Source organism: Hungatella sp. SL.1.14 (assembly GCF_024460495.1).
Lineage (GTDB): Bacteria > Bacillota > Clostridia > Lachnospirales > Lachnospiraceae > Hungatella > Hungatella hathewayi.
On record NZ_JANFYJ010000021.1, the window covers coordinates 53,328 to 75,397 of the forward strand.

At 47.6% G+C, this 22,070-nt stretch carries 17 protein-coding genes; 3 read left to right on the forward strand and 14 right to left on the reverse strand.

The genetic code is table 11. From position 1 onward, the window contains the following. Positions 1 to 175: 175 nt before the first annotated feature. The 5 genes from NE473_RS21045 to NE473_RS21065 all read right to left on the reverse strand — a co-directional run bounded on the left by NE473_RS21045 (position 176) and on the right by NE473_RS21065 (position 8,150). Positions 176 to 2,629 (reverse strand): glycogen/starch/alpha-glucan phosphorylase, encoded by a 2,454-nt coding sequence (locus NE473_RS21045; protein ID WP_055649154.1) that lies wholly within the window; start codon positions 2,627 to 2,629, stop codon positions 176 to 178. A 13-nt stretch (positions 2,630 to 2,642) separates the two neighbouring features. Next, on the reverse strand, positions 2,643 to 5,777 hold the full coding sequence (gene ileS, locus NE473_RS21050; protein ID WP_055649153.1) for an isoleucine--tRNA ligase: 3,135 nt from the start codon (positions 5,775 to 5,777) through the stop codon (positions 2,643 to 2,645). Positions 5,778 to 5,863: 86 nt separating this feature from the next. Then, on the reverse strand, positions 5,864 to 6,019 hold the full coding sequence (locus tag NE473_RS21055) for a hypothetical protein (RefSeq protein ID WP_154658109.1): 156 nt from the start codon (positions 6,017 to 6,019) through the stop codon (positions 5,864 to 5,866). A gap of 177 nt (positions 6,020 to 6,196) precedes the next feature. After that, positions 6,197 to 7,573: an FAD-dependent oxidoreductase gene (locus NE473_RS21060; protein ID WP_055649152.1), complete on the reverse strand. Its 1,377-nt coding sequence runs from the start codon at positions 7,571 to 7,573 to the stop codon at positions 6,197 to 6,199. 31 nt (positions 7,574 to 7,604) lie between these two features. Beyond that, positions 7,605 to 8,150 (reverse strand): rhodanese-like domain-containing protein, encoded by a 546-nt coding sequence (locus tag NE473_RS21065; RefSeq protein WP_055649151.1) that lies wholly within the window; start codon positions 8,148 to 8,150, stop codon positions 7,605 to 7,607. 1,044 nt (positions 8,151 to 9,194) lie between these two features. On the opposite strand from NE473_RS21065, the gene NE473_RS21070 reads away from it, so the two are divergent. Beyond that, positions 9,195 to 10,655, forward strand: a complete 1,461-nt coding sequence (locus NE473_RS21070) for a nicotinate phosphoribosyltransferase (protein WP_006772875.1) — start codon at positions 9,195 to 9,197, stop codon at positions 10,653 to 10,655. An 82-nt stretch (positions 10,656 to 10,737) separates the two neighbouring features. Beyond that, complete coding sequence (locus tag NE473_RS21075; protein ID WP_006772877.1) at positions 10,738 to 11,457, forward strand: type I phosphoribosyltransferase; 720 nt, start codon at positions 10,738 to 10,740, stop codon at positions 11,455 to 11,457. A gap of 82 nt (positions 11,458 to 11,539) precedes the next feature. On the opposite strand, the gene NE473_RS21080 is transcribed toward NE473_RS21075, so the two are convergent. The 4 genes from NE473_RS21080 to NE473_RS21095 form a co-directional block, all read right to left on the reverse strand. Further along, positions 11,540 to 12,841 (reverse strand): anti-sigma-I factor RsgI family protein, encoded by a 1,302-nt coding sequence (locus NE473_RS21080; RefSeq protein WP_155560706.1) that lies wholly within the window; start codon positions 12,839 to 12,841, stop codon positions 11,540 to 11,542. A 5-nt stretch (positions 12,842 to 12,846) separates the two neighbouring features. Next, positions 12,847 to 13,422, reverse strand: coding sequence for an RNA polymerase sigma factor (locus tag NE473_RS21085; RefSeq protein WP_022031544.1), 576 nt, complete (start codon positions 13,420 to 13,422; stop codon positions 12,847 to 12,849). Between the two features lie 171 nt (positions 13,423 to 13,593). Then, positions 13,594 to 14,568 carry an anti-sigma-I factor RsgI family protein gene (locus NE473_RS21090; RefSeq protein WP_242866060.1) on the reverse strand — a complete coding sequence of 325 codons (975 nt, stop codon included), beginning with the start codon at positions 14,566 to 14,568 and terminating at the stop codon, positions 13,594 to 13,596. Positions 14,569 to 14,659: 91 nt separating this feature from the next. After that, the gene (locus tag NE473_RS21095; RefSeq protein WP_055649146.1) at positions 14,660 to 16,153 is read right to left on the reverse strand and encodes a GntR family transcriptional regulator; all 1,494 of its coding nucleotides are present in this window, start codon (positions 16,151 to 16,153) and stop codon (positions 14,660 to 14,662) included. Between the two features lie 211 nt (positions 16,154 to 16,364). Between NE473_RS21095 and NE473_RS21100 the strand changes: the two genes are divergently transcribed. Next, complete coding sequence (locus NE473_RS21100; RefSeq protein ID WP_055649145.1) at positions 16,365 to 18,632, forward strand: bifunctional diguanylate cyclase/phosphodiesterase; 2,268 nt, start codon at positions 16,365 to 16,367, stop codon at positions 18,630 to 18,632. Between the two features lie 187 nt (positions 18,633 to 18,819). On the opposite strand, the gene NE473_RS21105 is transcribed toward NE473_RS21100, so the two are convergent. From NE473_RS21105 to NE473_RS21125, 5 genes are all read right to left on the reverse strand, one after another. Further along, positions 18,820 to 18,999: a DUF6472 family protein gene (locus NE473_RS21105; RefSeq protein WP_022030167.1), complete on the reverse strand. Its 180-nt coding sequence runs from the start codon at positions 18,997 to 18,999 to the stop codon at positions 18,820 to 18,822. Between the two features lie 30 nt (positions 19,000 to 19,029). Continuing rightward, positions 19,030 to 20,100 (reverse strand): acyltransferase, encoded by a 1,071-nt coding sequence (locus tag NE473_RS21110; protein ID WP_055649144.1) that lies wholly within the window; start codon positions 20,098 to 20,100, stop codon positions 19,030 to 19,032. A gap of 231 nt (positions 20,101 to 20,331) precedes the next feature. After that, positions 20,332 to 20,766: a hypothetical protein gene (locus NE473_RS21115; protein ID WP_006772885.1), complete on the reverse strand. Its 435-nt coding sequence runs from the start codon at positions 20,764 to 20,766 to the stop codon at positions 20,332 to 20,334. A gap of 243 nt (positions 20,767 to 21,009) precedes the next feature. Further along, on the reverse strand, positions 21,010 to 21,462 hold the full coding sequence (locus NE473_RS21120; protein WP_055649143.1) for a GNAT family N-acetyltransferase: 453 nt from the start codon (positions 21,460 to 21,462) through the stop codon (positions 21,010 to 21,012). A gap of 100 nt (positions 21,463 to 21,562) precedes the next feature. Then, positions 21,563 to 22,045 carry an amidase domain-containing protein gene (locus tag NE473_RS21125; RefSeq protein WP_022030164.1) on the reverse strand — a complete coding sequence of 161 codons (483 nt, stop codon included), beginning with the start codon at positions 22,043 to 22,045 and terminating at the stop codon, positions 21,563 to 21,565. Positions 22,046 to 22,070: the final 25 nt, after the last annotated feature.

A 22,070-nucleotide genomic window follows, 5' to 3' on the forward strand; every position in this document is an offset into this window, starting at 1 on the left:
GGCCGCCGCGAAGTATAAAATCCCGCTTCCTATGATGTTTTCTGACTCTTCCGAATCAAAAAAAGCACGGCAGGAAAACACCGCCGGGGCTCCGCCATGGCGACGGTATTTCCCGCTGCATTTTCCCACCGTACTTCTCTTTCAAGACTTATTCCCAACGGCCTTAACTGATCTCCTAAATCTCTACCTTCACCTTTTCCAGATGCCAGATATCACGGACATATTCTTCAATCGTCCGGTCTGAGGTGAATTTGCCGCTGCAGGCTACATTTAAGATAGCCGCCTTTGCCCACCACGTTTCGTTTCTGTAGGCCTGATCAATCCTCTTCTGTGCTTCCGCGTAGGATGGTAAATCCTTTAAAATAAAATACGTATCCGCGCGGTCGCTGCTCTGCGTATTCAGCAGAGAATTATAGATATCACGGAACAGTTCCGGGTCCTGAGGTGCAAAGTATCCGTTGATCAGCTGCATCAGAACACGGCGGATCTGATAGTTGTTGTTGAAGATCTCCATCGGATTATAGCCGCCTCTGTTCTCATAACCGATGACCTCGTCAGAGGACATGCCAAAGATAAAGGCGTTCTCCTCACCAACCTCTTCCACGATCTCCACGTTGGCGCCGTCCATGGTTCCCAGCGTCAGCGCACCATTTAACATAAACTTCATGTTTCCGGTGCCGGAGGCTTCCTTGCTGGCTGTGGAAATCTGCTCGCTGACATCGGCTGCCGCGAAAATGATCTCCGCGTTAGAAACCTTATAGTCCTCAATAAACACAACCTTGATCTTTCCGTCGATGGTTTTGTCGTTATTGATCACATCGGCTACCGAGTTGATCAGCTTGATGGTCAGCTTCGCCCGCTTATATCCGGCCGCCGCCTTAGCTCCGAAGATAAAGGTTCTCGGAACCATATCCATGTTTGGATTATCCTTCAGTTCATTATATAAATAGATCACATGAAGAATATTCATCAGCTGGCGCTTGTACTCGTGAAGACGCTTTACCTGAACGTCGAAGATGGAACGCGGGTCCACATCGATTCCGTTGTGTTCCTTAATGTATTTTGCCAGGCGAACCTTGTTCTGGTACTTGATGTCCATAAACTCCTGCTGGCACTTCGGATCATCCGCATAGACCGCAAGGCGGTGAATATGCGGCAGATCGGTAATCCACTCATTCCCGATCTTTCCCGTCACCCACTGAGCCAGCAGCGGATTGCCGTGAAGCAGGAAACGTCTCTGGGTAATGCCGTTCGTCTTATTGTTGAATTTCTGCGGCATCATCTCATAGAAATCGCGCAGCTCCTGTTTCTTCAAAATCTCCGTGTGCAGTCTTGCAACGCCGTTGACAGAAAATCCGCCTACGATCGCTAAGTTTGCCATGCGCACCTGTCCGTCGTAAATGATGGCCATCTTGCGGATCTTATCCTGGTTGCCCGGATACATCTGCTGAATCTGCTCTACGAAACGGCGGTTGATCTCCTCCACGATCTGATAGATTCTCGGAAGCAGCCTGGAGAACAATTCGATCGGCCATTTTTCCAGCGCCTCGGACATGATGGTGTGGTTTGTATAGGCGCAGGTCTTTGTGGTCACGGCCCATGCCTCATCCCATGTCAGATTATATTCGTCCAGAAGGATACGCATTAACTCCGGCACAGCCACAGTCGGATGGGTATCATTTAACTGGAACACGGTCTTCTCGAAGAATTTATGGATATCGTCATGCTTTTCCATATACTTCTTAACCGCCCGCTGAACGCTGGCGGAAATAAAGAAGTACTGCTGTTTTAAACGAAGCTCCTTACCGGCGTAGTGATTGTCGTTGGGATAGAGAACCTCTACAATCGTCTTTGCCAGGTTTTCCTGCTCTACAGCCTTCTGGTAGTCGCCCTTGTCAAAGGAATCCAGGCTGAAGGTATTGATCGCTTCCGCATCCCAGATTCGCAGCGTATTCACCACATTGTTGCCGTAGCCAACGATAGGCATATCATAAGGCACGGCACGGACGGACTGGTATCCCTCCTGAACGAAATGCTCTCTGCCGTTATCCCAGACCGTTCTGACGTAACCGCCGAACTTCACCTCCGTCGCATACTCCGCACGGCGGACCTCAAACGGATAACCGTTCTTTAACCAGTCATCCGGAACTTCCATCTGATAGCCGTTTTCAATCTTCTGTTTGAACATACCGTAGCGGTAGCGGATGCCGCAGCCGTAAGCCGGATAGCCCAGCGTCGCCAGGGAATCTAAAAAGCAGGCGGCAAGACGGCCGAGGCCGCCGTTGCCGAGAGCCGGATCCGGCTCCTGATCCTCGATGGCGTTTAAGTCGAAGCCCAGCTCATCCAGCACTTCCTTCACTTCCGGCAGCGCCATGATATTGATAATATTATTTCCAAGGGCACGGCCCATCAAAAACTCCATGGAGAGATAATACAGGGTTTTTACATCCTTCTTCTCATACTCCTTGTGAGTTGCAATCCACTCATCAATGATCACATCCTTAACAGCATAGGCAACCGCCTGGAACGCCTGCTCCGGAGTCGCTTCATCGATCGTCTTGCGGAATACATTTTTAACGTTGTAAATAACGCTTTTCTTAAAGGTTTCTTTATCAAATCCCATACTCATTGTGAATGACCTCCTATTGGTTCACTGTTTCAATCCGCTGAACTTTTTCTACGCCCAGCGTGACATTCTCACCATTGATGTTCCATTCCTTCGTATAGCCTGCTGCCTTACCCAGTGTGATGTCTTCTGCGAGAACCTCGCTCTTTATTACTTCGCCATGTGCTTCCAGAATACCGGCAATCTTCTCATTGCCTTCGCTGGTGATGAGAATATGATCCATCACCTCAAAACCTGCTTCCTTACGCATGGTCTGAATCTTGCTGATCAGTTCGCGGACGAAACCTTCCTCGATCAGCTCAGGTGTCAGGTTCGTGTCAAGCACAACCGTAACGGTATTATCTCCTTCCGATACGTAGCCCTCCATCTGAGCCGTATCGATCAGTAAATCTTCCTTCGTCAGAACCACCTCACTGCCGTCAAATTCGAACGTGAGAGCGCCCTTTTCATTCAGAGTATCCATGGCGGTATTTCCGTCCACCTCGGAAAGGGCTTTTCTGATGTTGTTTAACTGTTTTCCGTATTTCGGGCCGACCGTCTTTAACTGCGGCTTAAAGCTGTAGCTGGTGAAATCGCGGACATCATCTGTAAATACAACGGTCTTGACATTCAGCTCCTCCTCGATGATCTCCTGATAGAATACAGAGAGCTCATGAGGCGCTTTTACAAACATCCGGCCGATCGGCTGGCGGTTCTTGATATTCGCCGTATTTCTGGCCGCACGGCCCATCACTACGATCTTTAAGACCTCATCCATGTTGTCTTCCAGCTTCTCATCGATGCAGGATTCATCCGCCACCGGATAATCGCATAGATGGATGCTCTCCGGCGCATTCTTATCGATGTTACATACCAGGTTCTGGTAGATCTCCTCCGTCATGAACGGGATCATCGGCGCTGCCACCTTGCTGACGGTCACCAGTGCGGTATACAGGGTCATATAGGCATTGATCTTATCCTGTTCCATGCCTTTGGCCCAGAAACGCTCACGGCTTCTTCTGACGTACCAGTTGCTCATGTCATCCACAAACTCCTGAAGCGCTCTTGCCGCCTCCGGAATCTGATAATTCCCCAGATTACCGTCCACGGTCTTGATTAAGGTATTTAACTTCGACAGAAGCCATTTATCCATAACCGGAAGCTTGTCGTATTCCAGTTTGTATTTAGTTGCATCAAATTCATCAATATTTGCATAGAGAACAAAGAAAGCGTACGTATTCCATAAAGTGCCCATAAACTTGCGCTGGCCTTCCATTACGGCCTTGCCATGGAACCGGTTCGGAAGCCACGGCGCGCTGTTGATATAGAAATACCAGCGGATGGCATCGGCGCCAAACTCTTCGAGAGCCTGGAACGGATCAACCGCGTTGCCCTTGGACTTCGACATCTTCTGTCCGTTCTCATCCTGTACATGGCCCAGAACGATGACGTTCTTATACGGCGCCTTGTTAAAGATCAGGGTGGAGATAGCCAAAAGGGAATAGAACCATCCTCTCGTCTGATCCACCGCCTCGGAGATGAAGTCCGCCGGGAACTGCTGCTCAAACAGCTCCTTATTCTCAAACGGATAATGGTGCTGTGCAAACGGCATGGAACCGGAATCGAACCAGCAGTCGATTACCTCCGGAACTCTCTTCATCTGCTTTCCGCACTTCGGGCAGGTGATGGTCACCGCGTCGATATATGGCCGGTGAAGTTCTATGTCATCCGGACAGTTCGGCGACATGGACTTTAATTCCTCGATGCTTCCGATGGCATGCTGATGGCCGCACTCACACTCCCATACATTTAAAGGAGTGCCCCAGTAACGGTTCCGGCTGATGCCCCAGTCCTGAACGTTCTCCAGCCAGTCACCGAAACGGCCCTTGCCGATACTCTCAGGGATCCAGTTGATGGTATTGTTGTTGCGGATTAAGTCCTCCTTCACATCGGTCATCTTGATAAACCAGGACTCTCTCGCATAATAAATCAGGGGAGTGTCACATCTCCAGCAGTGCGGATAGCTGTGCTCGAATACCGGTGCAGAGAACAGGAGTCCCCTCTCTTCCAGATCCTTTAAAACCAGCGGATCGGCCTTCTTACAGAAGGTGCCCGCCCATTTCGTCTCCTTCGTCATCTCACCCTTGGAATCAACCAGCTGGACGAACGGCAGGTCGTATTTTCTGCCCACCTTGGAGTCGTCTTCACCGAAGGCCGGTGCGATATGAACGACGCCGGTACCGTCTGTCAGTGTTACGTATGTGTCACAGGTTACATAGTACGCCTTCTTCGCCGGATGCACGAAATCAAACAGCGGCTCATACTCCTTAAACTCCAGATCTTTGCCGGTAAAACGCTCCAGTACAGTGTATTCACTGTTCAGAACCGTATCACACAAAGCTTCCGCAAGATAGTACGTATAATCTCCGTTTTTCACCTTTACGTAGGACTCGTTCGGATTCACACAGAGCGCCACGTTGGAGGGAAGCGTCCACGGTGTTGTCGTCCATGCCAGAATGTAAGCATCCTCGCCCTTTACCTTGAATCTGGCGATGGCCGAGCGTTCTTTCACGTCCTTATATCCCTGGGCCACCTCGTGGCTGGAAAGCGGCGTTCCGCATCGCGGACAGTAAGGAACGATCTTAAATCCCTTGTAGAGAAGCCCCTTTTCCCAGATCTGCTTGAGAGCCCACCACTCGGACTCGATATAGTAATTCTCATAGGTAACGTACGGATCATCCATATCCGCCCAGAAGCCGACAGTCTTGGAGAAATCTTCCCACATGCCCTTGTACTTCCATACGCTTTCCTTACAGTGCTTGATAAACGGCTCAAGACCGTATTCCTCGATCTGCTCCTTGCCGTCCAGTCCCAGCATCTTCTCCACTTCCAGCTCAACAGGGAGTCCATGGGTATCCCAGCCGGCCTTTCGCGGCACGTCGCACCCCTTCATGGTGCGGTATCTCGGAATCATATCCTTGATCACACGGGTAAGGACATGGCCGATATGAGGTTTTCCGTTGGCGGTAGGCGGACCGTCATAAAATGTGTAGGTTTCAGCCTTTTTTCTGTTATCAATGCTCTTCTGGAAAATATCGTGATCTTCCCAGAATTTTTCAACTTCTTTTTCTCTCGCTACAAAATTCAAGTCTGTAGGAACTTTGTTATACATCTCTTTTGACCTCCTTTATGAATAGTAAAAAAAGAAGGCCCTCGTCCCGTAATCAGGACGAAGGCCGTGCTTCGCTAAACCACCTATTACAGCATACTGACATATGCGTTCCCTGTAACGTAGGATTCACGTCCTGGCTTACTGCTTACACAGCTTTCAGCCGGAGACTCCAGAGTGATATTCGTTCCCATGACTACTCTCACCAGGCTTTCACCATCCCCGGCTCGCTTTGGATTTCCCACGGTCCTACTGTCTCTTTCATCGTCTTTTTTCCTATAATATAATGGCAGGTTATGCCTTATATGTCTTCTCATTATAGGTTTTATGGGAGGAAATGTCAAGTAAAAGACGAAATTTCGGGTATCTGCCGCTTATTTTCGTCATTATGCCCCGTATCAGACCTCATCAAACTGCCCGTATCAGACCGCGAATAAGTCGTTAAGCGCCTCACTCATAGTCGGATGCGTATAAATCTGATCTCTCAATACCGTGTAGTCTGCATTCAGATCCATCGCCAGCTTCACGATATTAATCATCTCGTAGGATTCCTCACAGAACAGCATGGCGCCTAAAATCTGATTCGTCTTTGCATCAATTACCGCCTTTAAAACGCCTTTTGTTTTATTTAAGACAGCCGCCTTCGGAATCGCAGCCGCCGGCAGTCTGGCGATCTTCACGTCTAACCCTGCCTTTCTCGCTTCCTGTTCATTCATACCGACTCTTGAAAAGGATGGCTCAATAAAAACGCTGTACGGAATATGGCTTCTCCTGGCTGCCCTGGCATCATAGGCTCCGCCATGAAGACTGGACCACACGATTCGGAAATCATCCAGGGAAACGTAGGTAAACTGAAGCCCCCCGGCTGCATCTCCCATGGCCCAGATATTCGGAGCCGTCGTCCGATAAGCATCATCTACTTTCACACCGCCGCGGGCCGTAACCTCGACACCGGCCGCCTCCAGATTCAATTCCGCCGTGTTGGGTCTTCTGCCTGTAGCGACCAGAATTGCATCCGCCTCCAGATCACCCTCTTTTCCATCGGCAGAATAATGAACGTAAGACCGGTCCCCTTCTTTTCTGATGCTGGAAATGGCCGCGCCAATCACGAATTGAACGCCCTTTTCTTCCAAAACCTTCTGGATCTCCGCTGCGATATCTTCATCCTCCCTCGGAATCAGGCGGGCTTCGTTCTGAATGACCGTAACATCAGAGCCAAATCCGGAATACATGGACGAAAACTCCAGTCCGATATAGCCGCCTCCAATGATGACCAGCTTCTTCGGAAGCGTCTCCAGATCCATAAATGTCTCGCTTAAGTACACCTGGGGATTCCCTTCTATTCCCTCAATCGGTGGCACAAACGGAGTGCTTCCCGTATTGATAAAGATCTGGTCTCCTTCTACGGTAAATTCTTCTGAACCGTCTGCCGGCACTACGTTTACCTGCGTATTGGAGAGGAAACTGGCAGTTCCATTATAAATCGTCACTGTTTCCAGATGATCCAGCTTATCAAAATTCTTTTTCCGAAGCATGGATGTAACACGCCGTTTTTCTTCAATGGCTGTCCTGTATAATTCCGCCTTCTCTTCAAAAGAAATCTCTCCCTTTGACTCTGTGATCTGAGAACTTCTCACCAGAGACTTGGAAGGAATACAGCCCACATTAATGCAGGTACCTCCATACATCTTATCTGATTTCTCAATCAATGCTACGGTTTTTCCTTCTCCTGCCAGCTTTCCCGCCAGTGTTTTTCCGCCTTTGCCAAATCCTATAATCACCGCATCAAACTTTTTCATGTCAAACCTTCCTTTCCTGTCTTCTCTATTTTTATTGTTTTTCGCCGGACACGGTCTCATAGGGCCAGTCCTTAATGCCGCCTATATCAATGATATTCTTATAACCAAGGTCTAACAGCTTCTCCGCTGCGTTCTTACTTCTCACGCCGCTGCGGCAGTAAACCATAATCTTCGCATCCAAATCCGGCAGTTCCCCGGGCATCTCCTCTCCGATCTCTTCCACCGGAATATTAATCGCATCGCCAATGCGGCTCTCCGCGTACTCCTCCGGAGTTCTTACGTCCACCACGATCAGCGCTTCATCCGAATCCATAACTTCCTTTGCCTCTTCCGGCCTGTACTTTACATACTGCGAAGCCTGGGCCTCTGTTCTGCTCTCTGCCTGCTGTGCTGTCCGGGCCTCTGTTCCGTTCTCTTCCTGCTGTGCCGGCCGATTCTCTGTTCCAGTCTTTTCCTGCGGTACCTCCGTCTTCTGTGTCTCCTTACCGGCAGCACTTTTCTGACCACCCGAACACGCCGTTAATACCAGGACCGCTGCCGCGATACCCGCCGTAATCAAAAATCTCCCTGTTATCATCTCGTCTGCTCCATTCTGTAACTTTTTTTGTTTCAGTTATTATACTGTAATAATATCAGTTACAGTTTGTTCTGTCAAGTATTTTTTTCATTAATTCTCAACCTTTGCAATCGTCCACTCTCTACAGGAAGCTGAAGCCGTCCGGCTGTCTGCTTAAACCGCCTGAACACAAACCGTCTGAACACAAATAGAAACGGGTACCGACTCATTCACATGAATTTCGATACCCGTTCCTAAACTACTTCATCCATTGGACTTTACCCTCACTTTTTGTTTTGTCACTGATACTTATGTACCTGGATGCTCTATATGAAATTTTTTTCCCTTTCGCCACTCCATTACCGGGCCTCATCTATCATCTGGTTTATCTCTGCATCGTCATTTTCATTCTTCTATATGGTAGTAAGCTACATATGTGGAAACCTTTGTTCGGACGAATCATACTTTCTCGTCATATGACTCATACGATGAATTTTCCTTTGCAGTTTATAACGGAATATAGGCATATGTAAAAGATATATAGATTTTTTCCAACTACTTCATCCATGCTTTCGCATTTATTCATCATAGAAGGAATGGCTTTTCACTGTGGCTGAATGGTTTTTCCTATTGCCTGCTTCCAAAATGGAAATCAGACGAAACTTATGTTTTCGGTGGAATCTACCTCCTTTTCAGTTATATTTTTATCCTTCCCGCTTCCTGTTCCCGGGAAGATTATCTATATCTTGTATCTCTTTCTTTTGATAGCTTTATTATATAGTATCTCTCTTCATTTTGCAAGACTCTTTAGAAAAAATTAATAAATAATTTCGTAATTGTCAAATTGTATATAATTATTTCAAATATTTATATTTTTATTTCTATTAAACTTTTTGTTATGTCAATGTTCCAGAATTATTCTGATATTATAGTTTGTTATTTTTTTATCAATCACATTGCGTTTTTGTAAAGTTATGGTATAATGTCCAAAAAGGACAGAGTCCCCGGACCTTGCGGTCCCAATCGCTCCGCCCCCTACATTAATTGTTCAGAAGGAGAACACATATGAGCCAGCGCAATTTAACCTTATTAACGGATCTATACGAGTTAACCATGATGCAGGGCTATTTCAAAGAAAAGGATGCCAATGAGACGGTAATCTTCGATGCATTTTACCGCACAAATCCGGGCGGCAACGGTTATGCGATCTGTGCCGGTCTGGAGCAGGTGATCCAGTATATCAAAGATCTTCATTTTGAAGAGGACGATGTGGACTATCTACGCTCAACGGGGCTGTTCGGCGAAGACTTTCTGGAATATTTGCGCCATTTTAAATTCTCAGGCGACATCTACGCCATACCGGAAGGGACTGTCATCTTCCCGCGCGAACCGCTGGTCAAAGTAATCGCTCCCATTATGGAGGCACAGCTAATTGAGACCGCACTGTTAAATATTATCAATCATCAGAGCCTGATCGCTACAAAGACGGCGCGCGTCGTATACGCAGCAGGCGGCGACGGAGTTATGGAATTTGGCCTTCGCCGTGCTCAGGGGCCCGATGCCGGAATCTATGGCGCAAGGGCCGCCATGATCGCCGGATGCATCGGAACTTCCAATGTTCTGTGCGGCAAGATGTTCAACGTTCCGGTCAAGGGAACCCACGCTCACAGCTGGATCATGAGTTTTCCCGATGAACTGACTGCGTTCCGCACCTATGCCAGACTGTATCCATCCGCCTGTATCCTGCTGGTAGACACCTACGACACACTGAAGTCCGGCGTTCCCAATGCCATTAAGGTATTTAAGGAAATGAGGGAGGCAGGTATCCCGCTGACCTTCTACGGAATTCGTCTGGACAGCGGCGATCTGGCCTATCTGTCCAAGAAAGCAAAAAAAATGCTGGACGACGCCGGATTCCCCGACGCAGTCATCTCTGCCTCCAATGACCTGGATGAGTCTCTGATCAACAGCTTAAAGATTCAGGGTGCTGCCATCAACTCCTGGGGCGTCGGTACAAATCTGATTACCTCCAAGGACTGCCCGTCCTTCGGCGGCGTATATAAGCTTGCTGCCATCCTGGATAAGAAGAGCGGAAAATTTGTTCCGAAGATTAAGTTATCCGAAAATGCCGAGAAGATTACCAACCCGGGCAATAAGTGCATTAAGAGGATTTACAGCAGGGAAACCGGAAAAATGATTGCCGATTTAATCTGCCTGGAAGGCGAAAAGTATAATGAAAATCATTCGCTGCTGCTCTTTGATCCGATCGAGACCTGGAAAAAGACGCATCTGGCGCCCAACACCTACCATCTGCGTGATCTGATGGTTCCGGTATTTAAGAACGGAGAATGTGTCTACGATTCGCCTGCCGTCATGGACATTCAGGCGTACTGCAAAAAAGAACTGGATACACTCTGGGATGAATCCCGCCGTCTTGTGAACCCTCATGAGGTACATGTGGATCTCTCCAATGAGCTGTGGCATATGAAAAATCAGCTTCTGGACAGCTATCATTTTTCAGAATAACGAAAAAAGTTAACCTTTGTTATAGTTTCTGCGGTTGACATCGGTTATAATAGAAGTAATATGACAAAGGAGGTTGTTTTTTATGAGTATGGGGCAGGAAACCAAAATTCGCGCCAGAGACAATGATAAACTGGCTTTAAAAGTAACAAAAGGACATTTCTCATCAGACCGTTTTCACATTAACTATTACATTGACATGACCACGCTGAAGATGCGTCAGGAGGAAGCGGAACAGGTTGCCAAATCCATGGTTAAGAGATACGTAAACCGTGTCGATTTATCAGGTCTGATTGGCGTAGGAGCGGAAGAACTCAAGCATTATTCCAAAGCGTTTGCTTCCAAGACTCCAATCGATACCATCATCTGTATGGATGGCTGCGAGGTAATCGGCGCCTATGTGGCAAAGGAATTATCCGAGCTCGGCGTTACCACCACCAATATCCACAAGACTACTTACATCGTAACACCGGAATTCGATTCTGCGGGACAGATGGTCGTTCGTGACAACATCAAGCATATGCTGAAGGATAAACACGTATTAGTCGTTCTTGCTACTGCGATGTCCGGCCGTACTATTTTAAAGAGCATTCGCTGCATCGAATCCTACGGCGGCATTCTGGAAGGCATCTCCGTTATCTTTGCGGCAGTGAACGAGATCGACGGTTATCCGGTTAACTCGGTATTTGATTCTTCCGATCTTCCTGACTTCCGTCTCTCCGAGCCGGATAACTGTCCGGATTGTAAGAATGGAATCAAGCTGGATGCGATTGTCAACAGCTACGGTTATACAAAACTCGATTAGTTGAGATAAAATGAATCAGATCATAAACCCCGGGCCACGACGGAAATTTCTGTCGTGGCCCGGGGTATTTTGAGAAGGCGGCTTAATCATCAGGTTCGTCCTCGGAATCGTCATTGTCTGAGTCCCGGTCATCGGAATTGTCATCGTCTGAGGCCTTACTACCTGATTCGTCATCGTCCGGGGCCTTGTCATCGGAATCGTTATTAACCGAGACCTTGCCGTCGGAATCCTCATCGTCCGAGACCCTGCTGTCGGAATCCTCATCGTCTGAGGCCTTGCTGTCGGAATCGTCATCGTCTGAGGCCTTGTCTTCGGAATCGTCGTCTACGTTCTTACCAGGCGAATCAGCATCGTCTAAGTCATCATGATCAGCCGAATTCCTGTTGTCGGAATCGCGGTCGTCAAAGTCATCGTCAGCCGGATCCCTGTCGTCGGATTCATGATCGTCCAAATTGTTATCATCCGAATCGTTATCATCCGAATCGTCATCGTCTGAATCGTCGTCATCTATATCATCAGACGAATCTCTATCGCCGTATTTCGCTTTTCTCATTTCTTCTTTATACTCATTCCAGTCTTCCTCGTCCATCTGAAGCCATACTGGTTTTTCCTTTTCCCGCTCAAGGATTATGCGGTAAAGTTCTTCCATGGACATTCTCGACAGCGTCATTTCATCGAGATCCGGGTAAGCGGCTGTCATCATACGGATAAACTGTAATTTCCCGCTGGATATATGGTAATTCAGCGCCGTCTGATCCAACGCCCCATCTTTTTTCTTTTCCTGTGTCACGATATGGACTGTCCGTTTGCTCTCCTCCGCAGTTTTTCTAATACAAGCGCTCAGCTGGCTCTGAAGCTGGTTTACACGGGTCGGATTCTTATTTTCCACTGAAATCAGAACGGTTTTCCTGTCATCCGTCAGATACGCTTTTTCTTCCATAATCCGGTACAGATCCTTAACTGCCTCCTCAATGTTCCAGTCTTTGTACGTGTGCCCTTCTGCAGCCTGAACCGCATCTTCATTCAGAGGCACAAAGGAAAGAACTCTGTCTTTTTTATTGATCTTCAGTTCGAAGCTTGGGTTTACATCCATATCAACAATACTGTCTACCACCAAATTCTGATAAGAATATACTCCGCCGATGCCCGCTGCGAGAAAGAACAGAGCACAACCGCATACAGCTGCCATACGCCGAACCTGTACCGGACTGCACAGCCTGCAGAACCAGCCGCCTTTTAAAGGCTCTTGTCCGGTGATATCGTCCATCCGCTCCATTTTTACAACGGGTGTATCAATTATTTTTTGCAGAGAAGGCTGAGGAAGCTGGCTGACTGCCCGGTTCAGCGATTGATTGATCTGTGATGTCTCTATTTTTTTACTCATCGCCCTTACTCCTTTCCTTCCAGGTACCGTTTCAATTTCTTCAATGTCCGCTGATAGCAGGACAAGACTGTGGACAGCGGGAGCCCCAGATTCGCAGCAATCTCTCTGTGCCTGATTCCTGCTACCAGGTGAAGCAGAAGAATCTGCCGTTCCCGCTCAGTTAAAATATTCATGGCAGTCTCTAAAACCAGTCTGTCTGTCATTTCCGTTACATAGGAGTATTCCATTGTGTCATCCATCTCAAATGCTTCTTCTGACAGGAAGCGTGAGTTTCGTCGGAATAAATCCATAGCAAGATTACGGGCAATCGTAAAAAGCCATGCCATCGGTTTTCCCTGTTTCTGATACAGATGCGCGGATGCCCGAACTTTTAAATAGGTGTCCTGTACAATATCCTGGGTATCGTATGGATTTTTCACGATCGCAAGGACGTAACTGTACAGGGTACGCTCCGTAAGGGTATAGAATTCCTCAAGCGCGGACCGGTCATCCCGCCCAATCCGCACAATCAGATCTTCATCTATATTAAGCCGTTGTATGGATACCTCCGGCTCCCCTCCCGTTACCATGAAAAATATCATACTCATTTCTCCTCACCGCGCACCTGCATTTCCATTATGGGATACTGTGTCCGCGATCTTCTTATCCAGAATATTCTCGTTCTCCCTTAATCAGACTTTCTCTTTTTCATGTAATCCAAATTTAGTTATAAGCTGCCATATCAGGTTTCTGGCACTCATCGATTGATGTTCTTACCGATCATCGTGGTCATTATGATCATCATTATCGTAATGATCATCATCATCGTAACGGTCATCATCATCGTATCGATCGTCATCATCGTAATGGTCGTCATCATCGTAACGGTCATCATCATCGTAATGGTCATCATCATTGTTACGATCGTCGTCATCGTTACGATCGCCATCATCGTATCGGTCGTCATCATCGTTACGATCGTCATCATCGTATCGGTCATCATCATCGTTACGATCGTCATCATCGTATCGGTCATCATCATCACCATATTTCCCGTCCGCAGCCGCCTCACTCTCTGCCATTCGATCCAGCTCATCTTCCAGCATTTCAAGCCTGTCGCTGCGGTACCAGTCATTGGCGTGATCCAGCTTATCTTCCAGGGAATCGAGGGAAATCCCCTCATCCCTCGCGTAAGCTGCAAGATCACTGATCCGCATATCAGCCAGCTGGCTGGCCGTTACACTGTCATCCTTTGCCAAAATCTTTTCGATCAGAGCCATGCGGCCTGCTGATATGTGATGCTCCTCTGCCAGCTTCTTTAATTCTTTCGTCAAACTGACGTGCTGATCCAGAACCCGCCCCTCGATCTGGCATTCCTCCAGATAGCCGGCAAGGTGACGGTTCACATTTTTAACCGTAGTCTCCGAGGCGGAACCGGATTTTACGGTCAACAGGATATCATTTTTATCCTTGTTGGTAAAATACCCCGCCTGATCCAGCAGATCAACCACATCTTCCAGGACGCGGTCGAGATTCCTGTCCTCCATGTGGTATCCCTGCAGCAGCTCTTTTCCGTCTTCGTTTGTACCCTTCAGAGAAACAACCTGATTCAGCCTGTTTGCTTTGATCTCGATGCTGGGGTTAATATCAAATGCCAGATACTGGCTCGGTCCTCCCAGATAAAGCCCCAGTCCCCCTAATGTTACCACTGCCGCTGCCGCCATGGCCGCCATAAAATTTTTCTTCATATCTTTTGCTCCTTTCATGTAGAATTGTTTTTTTCCTTTTCATCCTTACAACGGAGCAGAATGTAATTTTATCGCAGCCATATCTCATTTTTTACCATATATTTTGTATTTCATATTCTTCCCATTGCTCCGGCTGCGGTGTGATCAGATTTTTCGCTTCATAAAGCCCGCACTGCACCATGTGCTCCCTGACAACTTCCAGCACATGACAGTAGCAAAGTGAAAGCTGGCGGGCATACGCCTGTTTCTCTCCTTTCATCAGGCAGTCCAAAGCAATTCGGCATCTTTGATTCAGCTCATTGGAACGAGTGGAGCCATCACTGTAAAAACTATAGTAATAGCCCCAGTGGAGAAGTCCGCCCACCTCCTGCAAAATCACCTGAAACGGCTTTAACGGAAGGTGCTCCTTCATGGCGTCCGTAATAAGATCCAGCGGAACCGCCCCGGGCTGTTCCATTTTATCCAGCAGCTCCTCCGCCTCCCTTTTTATCAATTCGGCGGTAAGCATGGCAGCAGGCCAGACAGCCGCAGCCATAAACTGAAGGCCGCTCAAATACAACAGCGTATCGTTTTTTAATACCCGGTTCTTCATACACTGTGCAGTCGCATCGTCATTAAACAGAGTTACCTGTGTCCCCTTGACATTGTATGTGTGACAGAAACCACATTTGTTCAGCATGGCGACCGCTTTTCTGATCGTCGACACAGAGACCTTATACTCATCGGCCAGCGCGGCTTCGGATGGTAAAAACGTTCCATCCCGGTAAATCCCCACTCCAATCTTATCAATCAAATCACGGGTAATCTGCATGTAGTAATGGTTTCGCCCGATCTCCGGGCTCCAGCTGTAACAGCAGTCTGTTTCTTCCACCGGAAATGGAACCATAGCGTCCAGTTCTTCCAGAAACTGCTTTACGTCATCCGCAATCGCTCGATACATGGTTTCAAAACAACGCCGCATCTCCTTCAGATCGCCGCTATTGGCTGCCTCCAGCATCCACATTGGATCTTTATAAGCCATGGCGGAAGCAGAAAATGCCGGTGACTCCCGGAACTCCAGGAAAAATGGAACCCGCGCGCAGATTTCAAGACTCGTAAATATATCCCGAAACAACAGGTTGCCCGAGGCATCCAACAGACTATGAAGCGCCATCGATGAAGCCTTCCACCGGAGGTCAATTCCTTTTTTGCTGTTTCGTTTTAAATGCTGAAAACTAAGCCTCACCTTTTCTCCGCCGCAGGAAGCGATGGAGCAGGCAAAAAGCCTCGGCATAATCAGTTCCATCGTCTTATAGACTTCCAGAATTGCAGTTCTCCGCTCCAGTACCGATCTCAAAACATCTTCCTTCTGTATCTCATCAACCGGCCGATAGGCTACTCTGGAGGTCCGCCTCTCCTCGGTATGGATCAGCCCCTCCCTTTTTAATGCCGCCAGTACCTCCCTTACCGTCCGGATTCCCACGTGGTAATTCTCGCTGAGCTGACTCATAGAAGGCATCGGATCGCCATATTTTAAGTATCCTGTCATAATCTGTTCTCTGAGATTTCTATATAAATATTCAAACAGAGTCCTCTTCTCTTCCATAACCTTTCCCTCTCAAACGATGTCCCTCTTAGCCTCTTTTCTTCTTCCCGGCTTCCTGCATCATGATAAAACCGACTTCATTATACCACATTTTCTCACGCGTACTATGTGCTGATGTACACAAAAATCATATTGATTTCTCAAACAGGGTAACTTAAAATAAAATAAATGATAAGGATTATCATGATGTATTAAAACGGAGACAATATAGATGAAAATACGAAACCGGAAAAAAACTGATTTTTACAATCCCTTTTTTAGAAAAGGTCTGCAAATCAGCCTCCTCTCTGCAGGGATTCTCCTGGTTTTTATAATCTTAATCAGGAACGCGGCAGATTTGCGTATGGCCCTCAATAAAAGCACGCAGAAATATCTGGATGATGTAACCGTACAGACCGCCCGTGATATCCATGATGCGCTGGTCAATAAAATGACGAGTCTGGCCTCCATATCCGATACGGCTTCCCGTCTGGATGAGATGTGTTCGGAGGATGAAGCGGCAGATTTATTACACAGAAAAGCAGAAATACTGGAGTTTGATCCGCTGATTCTTCTGCACAGAGATGGTACCATGATTTCCTCCGAAGGTGATTTTTCGCCTCCCTGGATTACTTCCACGGATCTCTTTCAACTTGACGGTGTCCTCGCCTCTTTTGAAGGTGAGGTAACCGCTGACTACATAGGGGGCAAAAGTATATTTTATTCAGCTCCCGTATCCCGGGAAGGCCAGATCAATGAAGTCCTCATCGGTGTGAGAAGCAAGGAAAATATGCAGGCCATGATTTCCTCCAAAAATTTCGATGGTAAAATGCTCAGCTGCATCACCGACAGCAACGGCCAGGTGGTAATCTCCCCCACAGACTTGAAACCATTTCTCCGGCTGGACAATATTTTCAGGGAGAATAAAGACAGGAATGTCGTAGAAGATATTCACCAAATGCAGGAAAACATGAGAAATAACCGCAGCGGCATCTTAAAATTTACGGCAGTTACAAAAGAGGAGCTGATCCTGTCCTACAATTCCCTCGGTGTCAATGACTGGTTTCTGTTGACCCTCATCCCCGCGGACTTCCTGTCCAGCGGCGCGGAGCGCTATATTATGCAGTCATTTGTCATCATTGGACTGACCGTCCTGCTCTTTTCCCTGTTCCTGTTTTCCGTGTACCGCTTCTATCATATACACAGGAAACAGCTGGAACGCCTGGCCTTTGTGGACCCGCTTACCGGAGGGCCCAACCACGCTGCCTTTCAGCTAAAATACACGGAATTGGCTGACACAATGGTACCCAATACGTATTCAATCCTGCTGATGAATGTCAATGGCTTCAAGCTGATAAACGAACGCCTGGGTATTCAGGCCGGCAGCCAAATTCTGGCCTATATATACCGGGTCCTGAATCACCGGCTCCGGTCTGAGGATAATGAATTTGCCGCCCGGGTGGAATCGGACCACTTCTTCCTGTGTCTGAAGGAACATGATCCTGCCAGGATCCAGAAGCGCCTGGACGGGATTATCAGGGAGATAAATGACTTTCACCATACGGACCTGACTGCCTTCCGCCTGGAGTTCCGGCTGGGTGCCTGCATCGTGGATGACCCAGGTCTGGAAATCGCACGGCTTCAGGACCGCGCCAGACTGGCATGCCAGAGCCAGACAGCCGGCCACCGGGAGAAATGCGCATTTTACGACAACAGCCTGACCGAACGCATCATGCTGGAACAGGAATTAAACGATTTATTTGAAACTTCCATTGAAAATCACGATTTTAAGGTATACTTTCAGCCAAAGGTTCTGCTGGAGAGTAACCGGGCGGAAGGCGCTGAAGCTCTGGTCCGCTGGATTCATCCGGAAAAAGGGGTCATCTTTCCCTCGGATTTCATCCCCTTATTCGAGATGAATGGGAAAATATGCCGGTTAGATTTCTATGTGTTTACACAGGTCTGTCAAACACTGCATAACTGGATCGCCACCGGGAAAAATCCGGTTCCCGTCTCCGTCAATTTATCACGCCGCCATTTTCTGGACCAGAATTTTCTGAAAAAATTTGCAGATATTGCAGCAGAATATGAAATACCACCGGGTATGATCGAATTTGAGCTGACGGAATCCATCTTCTTTGACAACCGGCAGATTGACGTCGTAAAAGAAATGATTCATCAGATGCATCAGCTGGGATTTTTATGTTCTCTGGATGATTTCGGATCGGGCTTCTCTTCCCTGGGACTTCTTAAGGAATTCGATGTGGATACGATCAAGCTGGACCGTTCCTTCTTCGTCAATATGGAGGGCGAAAAGGCAAAAGATGTGATTGCATGTCTGATTGAACTGTCTAAAAAATTAAGGGTCCATACGGTGGCAGAGGGAATTGAGACCAGTGAAATGGTCGACTACCTTCGTACGATCAAATGCGATATGGTGCAGGGTTATATTTTCTCCAAACCGATTCCGGTTTCTGAATTTGAAGCGCGTTACTTATGAAGTGCGCTCTGTTCATAATCTGGTCATAATATTTTTACATCCCGGTCAAAGTATCTTCATATTTACCGGATATACTTATACCATAAGAGAAAGATGCTTATGCCTTACATCAGATAAAATTTTTTTCATAATCGCCGGTATTCTTACACAAGGATACCGGCTCCTCCCTTTTATGGGCTTTTTTATTTTACATCTGTTTTCGGACGACTCTGTATTCGTCCGCATACTGGTAATGGGCGCATCCGCCGCTGTCCCCTCTTAAAAATCGTATCATCTCATCTTCATCCAAATCCATATCACATACGTAACACTCGTAATCCTCATCATAGGTATAATACATGCAGCTTTCACAGTTCATTCCTGACATTCTTTGCGCCTTCCTTTCCCGGTTTCCTTTTTATTCCTTCCATTTTACGTTTATTGATTTGATTGACTTACCGGTATCTGTCTTCACGAATTTTTGCAGCCATTTTATCACAGTACCGTCCAGGAGCCACGCAGCCGCAAAAGACAGGACCGCAGTCAGAAGTGTTGTACACACAATACGCGGAACGTAAAAATGCCTCACCATGGTCTGGTCGACGATCGGCTCGGCGGCAGCCTTCAGGATCAGGTAGTGAGCCAGATAGGCCGAGTAGCTGTGACGGCTCAGCCAGGTAATGACCGTTCTGGCAGCCTTAAATCTTAGATTCCCCCAGCACTCAAACAGCAGGAATACTGCCGCCGACATGGCAATCATGGTAGGCGCCAAATCGTGAATCCCCGGTACAAAGCCCGGTGTAAACCTTTTTTGAAGCAGCGTCAGGACAAGTCCCAGAATTCCCGCAAAGGCGAACCATTTGAAGTCCTTCCGCTGAAACAGCCTCTTTAACGCATATCCCAGGACATAGTATATCAGCCACCCCTGAAATACCATATAAGTAAGAATCTGATCCAGCCCGATGCCCAGTCCGCCGGCGTAGTTGGTAAGTGTCTGAACGCCAAGAATGAGCAGTATAAAACAGGTCAGTTCCTGATCATTCATCGCCTTCATCATGCGGGCCAGAAACGGCGTACAGAGGTAGAGTGCGATGATCACATACATAAACCACATATGGTCTGCCATAGGTACTGTACCGCTTAGAAAGTCGCGGAGAAACTCCAGCGGATACTCCCACCAGGACAGGACTTCCAGGCTGCGGCTGACATCATACAGATAGTAAAGGACCGAAAAAAAGAGAAACGGGATCACGATAACCTTAACCCGCTTTTTATAAAACTGCATGATATCTCCGGTCGCCGAATCCAGAAGAAACATACCGCTGAGCATAAAATAAATTCCGACAAAGCTAAGCAGCAGCGGCTGCATCACTGCGGCGAACCACCACTGTTTATCATTCACGGAAACGGCTGGTATGGCGTGAACCATCATGATCGCTATTACTGCCACAGCCCTTAGAAAATCGTACTTTATCTCGCGTTCTTTCAATCTGATTCCTCCATTTCAAGATCAGGTGCTCCCGGCGCAGACAGCGTGTGCTGTATTCACAGTGATCTGCGCAGTGCAGTATCAGTATACCATAAACCGGAAAATCGTGAAAGACCTCATCAGATTGTTTCGGGTCTCCCCGGTTTGTTTCAGTCACTGTTCATGCGAAGAAGGGCCAGGCCGTCAACCGGCTCAGCCCTCCTTCCTGCGGATGCATGTTCCCGTTCAGGTTTATGCGTCTGCTTCCAGCATTTCATAAAGCCTGGTCCGCAGCCTCTCAACGCGGCGTATGGCTTCCTTCACGTTATCTGATGCCTCTCTGATCTTTGTCTGGACCATCCAGTCTATGATCAGTCCATCAAAGAAATAGTCGGCAAAATTTAAAAATTCTCCGATATCAATTTTAAAATCTCCCGGTATCTCAAGATCCATCAGTTCTCTGCGCAGGCTTCTTAGGCTTCGCCTGGATTCCTCCAGAGCCAGCCTTGCATCGTCGATCCTGGAGTGCTTGATCCAGGTGGTAAACATCCCGCCCCCAAGCATATCCCAGATTCCCCAGCTGCCTGCGCTCGACAGCGCGGTTTCGGCCTGTCTTAAATTCATGAGCACACGGTTTGCGGCGGCAATCGCCTCTTCTGCTTCCTGTTTTCTTCTCTCTTCTTCCATACTGATTCTCCTTCCTGTCTGACAACAACAAAAGTTTCCGTGCGTGGCCGGAACTTCCTGTATGAAAAAAGAAAAGACTCTTACCGTGGTAGTTCCTGCCACAATAAAAGTCTTGCACATTTCATTTTATACGGGTGTTTATGAAAACACCAAGAAGACGATTTAAAATCCATCAAAAGATGGTTCGCTACTCCCTTTTATTGGAAAATAATATATCATATTTTTACATTCCTGTCAACTAATTCAGCCGTCTTTCAGCACCATCACTTTCTCTCCGTGGACATCGGTCTCTCCGTTAAACCGGAATCCGAATTTCTCATAGAGGTGGATTGCTCCCTGGTTTTCCTCGACTACGCTTAGGTAAATTTTCTTTCTGTGGTATTCGTTTCTCAGCTTTTCAATCATCATCGGGAGCACGACATGGCCGTATCCGTGTCCCTGATAATCCCGGTCGATCAGGAACCGGTCCAGCCAGACCCGCCCAAACGGAAGATACTGCCAGAAATAGCCGTACATGGAGAAGCCTATCAGCTGATCTCCGTCGTAGATCCCTACCGGACGCCAGCATGTTTCTTCCGACGCTTCCTTTAAGCATTGTTCGGGACTTTCCACAAATCCCTTCTGTGTTTCGTGAATTTTGAGAGCCAGTACCGCCTCGCGGTTCTTATCATTTACCGGCTCAACATGGATATACATGATTCCCCTTCTTTCTTTATTTTGGCTTTGCCTTTTTTATCATAAACCATCGGGTTACCCAATAGTCAATAGATTTTACCTCTTTTTCTGCTTTCTGCATCTACCAGCTGCGGACACCCTGTATATGCAGGAAACGGGATTTCACGTACAGATAAGAGTCAAGAGGGCGCATATATGCATCAAAGCTGTGCGCCGCTACAAAGATGCGCTCTCCCGTGACCGCGACGATGACCGGGCTGTGGTAAAAGCCGCTGGCATTGCCCAGCTGTACAAGATCTCCCGGCGAAACTCCGGCCTGATCAGTTTCAACTGCATAGGGACCAACCGATTTGTTATTGACCAGGAAGTTATAGAGATACTGCACCCCCGTCCAGCTTGGCGTCCGGTCCGTACTGCTGTTATAATACCAGCCCATCACCGGTGTGTAGTTCATGATTCCGCTTCCTGCATAGATGCACTGAGACGCAAAATTCGTGCAGTCTCCTCCAAAATTTTCAAAGTCCAGATACCGTGGATTTCTGCCCATGGCCCACTTTTTTGCATATTCCACTGCTGCTTCCCGCCGATAGCCTGTTTCCTTCATATCATATTCCATTCGATTTCGTTCT